Genomic DNA, 5,317 nt, shown 5'->3' on the forward strand with positions numbered 1-5,317 from the left:
CGCTCATATGCAAGGCATCAGAGCTGAAGATGTAGTGGTTTACCTCAAAGCTCTGATAACGCGGCAGATGAGTGCACCCGGCTCGCCCGAAGGGTGAGAAAATCAGACAGAATACCGTGGATTACATTTTGCATTTTTGAAACAACAGAAAATATTACGACAAAGAGCTGTAATGATGAATTATTCCTTAGTTCTGATTGTTTTCTCATGAAATATCCGGGCTATGGATTCCTCCGTTGTCCGTTGTTGTCCACAGGCATATGATACAGCTCTTCTTTCATCAATTTTATCAGGGCATCCCGGTCATCGCCCTCAATGGCAGGCGCAAGCATTCTTGTGCCCACAAAAAGAGAATACCCAATACGCGACAGAAGGTGGGCCCGGTGTGAATCCCCAGAGTTCTCCAGGAATATTTCGAACAGATACTGGATCCGCATCGAGTCGACCTTCTCCAGATAGCGCAGTGCCAGTGGGTCCCGCTGTGCCCATGACCGGATACTGGTCTCCGGCCCATGGGGGAGATTGTTTGAATTTTCAACAATCGCATCAAAACGCGCCGCCGCCCCTGCAGCTTTGCCCGCCGGCTCCATGTGGCCCACGGTCCAATGCTCTACCCAGTGTTGAAGCATGCGCTCCAGATAGTCTTCCCGGCCTTTAAAGTGGTGGTAAAAAGACCCCTTTGTGAGGTTTAATTTTTTGCACAAGGCATCAATGGTCAATTGTTGAATGCTGCACTCCGCAAGGAGGTTAAGGCCGGCATCAAGCAGGTCCACGGCACTGCGCCGAATCTTTTTGACTGTCATCTCTTTTGTTTTATTCAACATCCATCCGCCTTTCAGTTAAGTACCATACGGTATGGTATGTTTACAGAATTTACGAAACGGAGTCAAGCCGATATATGGCCATTTGATCTGCAATGGAGAGATCGACAGACGAGAAAACAGATAATAATGAGCGTTCAATGCCTTCCATATAATTGATGAGATTTTAAAAAACTTGATAATTATAAGGACTTTGCCCACAATAGCTTACGGTTTAATGAATTCTGAAAGGCAACGGTTCTCTCGTTCCCAGGCTCCGCCTCAAAGCTTGAAACCCAGAAATCTGTAAGTGTCACCCCAGGCAGGCCCGCCGGAGTTATTCCGTCTAAAATCAACCCGTGAATTGACACGGAAGCACCGGCAGCTCATGGTCTTACGCCATCCGTTGCCACCCCGCTCCCGTCACGCGAATGTGGACGCGAGGCACCCAGGGTACCTCCAGCCGGAGAGCATTCGCAAACCCGATTTCAAGATGGCTCATCTTGCCGCCGAAGGCATAACCCGGCTCGCCCGAAGGGTGAGAAAATCAAACAGAATACCGTGGATTACATTTTGCATTTTTGAAACGGCCGAAAATATTACGGCAAAAAACTGTAATTACTCATTATTCCTTAGATCTGATTGTTTTCTCATGAAGTATCCGGGATAAGCTGAATCGTTAGTCTGAAAGAAGGCTTTATGGATAGTCACTGATAACTATAAAAGGAGTTCTTTATGGCTGAAGAAGTGGAAGTTGGATGTGCTCGGCCCACAGGGGGGCCATTAGGAGAAACAGTCGAAGTGACCGCAGAGGAAAAAAGCAAACCCGTTAAAAAGGAGGCATCAATGGTTCATGTGGGAGAAAAAGTCCCGAATTTCGTCGCACCAGGATACCAGCAGGGAAAATTCATGAACATCCAGTTATCCGATTACCTGGGCAAGTGGGTGATCCTGTGTTTCTACCCGGGTGACTTCACCTTTGTCTGAGCGACTGAAATTTCTGCGGTCGCAGAAAAATATGCTGAGTATCAGAAACTGGGTGTTGAAGTACTTTCCATGAGCATTGACAGCATGTTCGTTCATAAAATGTGGGATGACCATGAATTGTCCAAGATGGTTGGCAAGGGAATCCCTTTCCCCATGCTGTCAGACGCTGGTGGCAAAATTGGGCGCTTGTTCGGAATTTTTAATGAAGCGGCAGGCGTCGAAAACCGGGGCCGATTTATCATTGATCCAGAGGGTGTGTGTCAGGGATATGAGGTACTGACGCCGCCGGTAGGTCGCAATATTGAAGAATCGCTGCGGCAGGTGCAGGCGTTCCAGCTGGTTCGTGAAACCAAGGGCGGGGAAGCCACTCCTTCGGGTTGGCGTCCAGGGAAAAAAACCTTGAAGCCAGGTCCAGATTTGGTGGGAAATGTCTGGAAAGAGTGGAAAACAGACATGGCCTTCGATTGATTCAAATGCCCCCCCCTTTTAAGCATGTCATAGGCCGCTCCTTCTCTATACGGGAGCGGCTTATGATTGATGGAATCAAAGCCCTGGCCAGTCCCGAAACGGCCACGGCTTCTGCTCCGTATTGTAGGTCAGGAAATCGACAATCTGAGAAAGATAAACCCCCAGGTTTTTCCCGAAACGCATGATTTTTTCATTGGGACGACGCGTCACCAGACTACAGATCAACTGAAACAGGGCAAGGGCAACAACAATGCCCAGGGCGATCCGTGATGCGATCCAGAAAGCAAGCATAAACACAGCCCGAATACCTTGAGCCGCACGACCGCTGCCACTCTCTAATTTTGTTTCCATGGATGTCTCCTTTTGTTGGAATTCCGTACGTATAAAAAGGCTCTATCGACCTATCTAACCCACATCTTTCCTGATAGTTATCTGTAATAACATATTATTACCTTAACTTGATCGTTTTCTCATGAGAGATACGGGCTAAAGCCAAGGTTAGCCTACTATAAAGCTTTTTTGGAAAAAAAATCACGCAAGAAGAAAACATCATGGCATGCCATTCACTATCCTATTCTTTTTGCCTGTCCCCTGATCCCGATAGAATCGTTCCGTCACCGTTCTTAAAAATCTACACCGGAGACGGATAAAATGTCCAACGGTCCAGTATTTTCTCCCTGGCTCTGACAGCACATTCTTGACATTTTCTGGTTTCGAGCGTAAATATTTGACGTTATTTCACAGCTTACACGGTTCTGCCGAAAAGGAGTTTTCTTTTTATGTTTACACCCGTACGAGAGCTTGTTTGTTTCGTTGCCGCCCGGTAGCGAATGAAACAAGGGTCTTTTCTGCCAGGGACTTTCCCCGGCACCCCAGTCATGATTGCAGGCGCGTTTATCAAACGATAGAATCGTGGCCTGTTCCCCTCTTTCATTCCCCGCACTATTGGTGCATCTGCCGCTCCGGCAACGATATCCAAGCAAGAAAAAAAGTTTAAACACTCGCAGGCAAAGAACAAAACCACCCCCACACGCCATGTTTATGGTCTGTGGATGCGAAGGAAAAAACATTGGATATCACCATTCGAAAAACCACCAAAAAAGAGCTGAAACAGATAAAAACCATTACCGGCGAGACTCTCCGGGGCTGTGACCCCGCATGCCTCCCAGAAGAGGCCATCGACAACTGTATCGAGAGCGGGACATCGAACCGTGAATTAGAACGCCTGGGCCTGTCCCCTGAAATGGCGAAACACTGGCAAACCCAAATCAAACCAGAGGAATCACTGGCCCGGGTCACCAGGGTTCGAAAAAACCTCTTCTGCGTCAACGACGGAGTCCGGGAAATCACCACCCCGGCCACGGGCAGGCTCTACAAAGCAACGGCCAAAGGTGCGCTGTTCCCTGCCGTGGGCGACTGGGTGATCATCGACCAGGGCCTGCGCATCGTCTCGGTGCTTCCAAGGCAAAACGCCCTCCTGCGAGGTGCCGCCGGAAACCATGGAAAGGAATCCGCCACGCAAAGCCAGGTGATTGCCGCCAATATCGACACGGTGTTTGTGGTCTGCGGCCTGGACCGGGATTTTAACCTGCGCCGTATCGAGCGGTACCTTACCCTTGTCTACACCTGTGGCTGTACGCCGGTGGTTCTCCTCACCAAAGCAGATCTCCATGACGATATCTCACCGTTTCTGGCCGATGTGGAGTCCATCGCCTTTGGGGTACCTGTACACGGCATATCATCCATCGCAAAATCTGGGATAGACGCCCTGTCCCCCTACCTTCTACCCGGACACACCGTGGCCCTTCTCGGATCGTCTGGAGCCGGCAAATCAACCCTGGTAAACGCCCTGGCTGGCGAAGAGATTCAAAAGACACGGGAGGTGAGCAGCGTCGTCGGAAAAGGGGTTCACACCACCACCACCCGGGATCTGATCCGGCTTCAGACGGGAGCCCTCCTCATCGACAACCCCGGTATGCGAGAGATCGCATTCTGGGAAACAGATGGACTTGGGAGTTCCTTTCCAGAGATCCATCGACTGGCCCGGGAGTGTCGTTTTTTCGACTGCACCCACACCAGCGAGCCCGGGTGCAGCGTCCAATGGGCCGTGGGCCGAGGTGATCTCTCTTACGAACGCCTGGAGAGTTTCTTCAAGCAGAAAAAAGAGCTCGACTTCCTGAAAAACCGGGAAGATCTGGGTGCCAGCAGGTTGGAGAAAAAAAAGGGGCAATGGCTCGCAGGGGAAATCAAAAAAATGAAAAAAATGGGGAAGATGAAGCATTGAAGAATACAAACCTGATCATAAGACACGAAACAAAAAAGGACATCAACACCATCACCCACGTCACCGTGGCGGCGTTCATGCATCTTGAGATCAGCAGCCAGACCGAACACTACATCGTCCATGCCCTGCGAAGGGCGGGTGCACTGTCCCTCTCTCTCGTGGCAGAGATGGACGATCAGATCGTGGGGCATCTGGCATTTTCCCCGGTCTCTATCGCAGACGGAAGCACTGGATGGTATGGATTGGGCCCCATCTCCGTGCTGCCCGGATTCCAGAAGCAAGGCGTCGGCACCGCCCTCATCCGCGAAGGGATCGGGCAGCTGAAACAAAAAGGAGCACAGGGCTGCGCCTTGGTGGGGGACCCGGAATATTACAGGAGGCACGGCTTTAAAAACAATCCGGGCCTTGTATATGAAGGAATTCCCCCAGAGTTTTTCATGGTGCTGCCCCTTGGCAACACCCTACACCGGGGCCGGGTCACCTTCCACGAAGGATTTCAGGCCACACGATAGCAAACAGGGGCCCCCACCGACGGGGTGGGGACACCTTAACCCGGATATTTCATGAGAAAACAATCAGGACGAAGGAATGATTCGTAATTGCAGTTCTTCGCAGTCATATTTTCCGTTGTTTCAAAAATGCAAAATGTAATCCACGGTATTCTGTCTGATTTTCTCACCCTTCGGGCGAGCCGGGTGCACTCATCTGCCGCGTTATCAGAGCTTTGAGGTAAACCACTACATCTTCAGCTCTGATGCCTTGCATATGAACGCACCCA

General features: G+C 50.4%; 5 protein-coding genes. 3 read left to right on the plus strand and 2 right to left on the minus strand.

The features are described from left to right. Nucleotides 1-221: 221 nt before the first annotated feature. Entirely contained in the window at nt 222-824 is a 603-nt protein-coding gene (locus tag Q1Q75_RS22400) for a TetR/AcrR family transcriptional regulator (protein ID WP_300675422.1), read from the minus strand. A 711-nt stretch (nt 825-1,535) separates the two neighbouring features. On the opposite strand from Q1Q75_RS22400, the gene prxU reads away from it, so the two are divergent. Continuing rightward, on the plus strand, nt 1,536-2,255 hold the full coding sequence (prxU, locus tag Q1Q75_RS22405; RefSeq protein ID WP_300675424.1) for a thioredoxin-dependent peroxiredoxin: 720 nt from the start codon (nt 1,536-1,538) through the stop codon (nt 2,253-2,255). Nucleotides 2,256-2,330: 75 nt separating this feature from the next. On the opposite strand, the gene Q1Q75_RS22410 is transcribed toward prxU, so the two are convergent. Further along, entirely contained in the window at nt 2,331-2,606 is a 276-nt protein-coding gene (locus Q1Q75_RS22410; protein WP_300675426.1) for a DUF4389 domain-containing protein, read from the minus strand. A 718-nt stretch (nt 2,607-3,324) separates the two neighbouring features. On the opposite strand from Q1Q75_RS22410, the gene rsgA reads away from it, so the two are divergent. Then, nucleotides 3,325-4,539, plus strand: coding sequence for a ribosome small subunit-dependent GTPase A (rsgA, locus tag Q1Q75_RS22415; protein WP_300675427.1), 1,215 nt, complete (start codon nt 3,325-3,327; stop codon nt 4,537-4,539). Next, nucleotides 4,536-5,051 (plus strand): GNAT family N-acetyltransferase, encoded by a 516-nt coding sequence (locus Q1Q75_RS22420; protein ID WP_300675428.1) that lies wholly within the window; start codon nt 4,536-4,538, stop codon nt 5,049-5,051. Before rsgA ends, Q1Q75_RS22420 begins: the two co-directional genes overlap by 4 nt. Nucleotides 5,052-5,317: the final 266 nt, after the last annotated feature.

The organism is Desulfoluna sp. (genome assembly GCF_030145185.1).
In the GTDB taxonomy this organism is placed as follows: domain Bacteria; phylum Desulfobacterota; class Desulfobacteria; order Desulfobacterales; family Desulfolunaceae; genus Desulfoluna.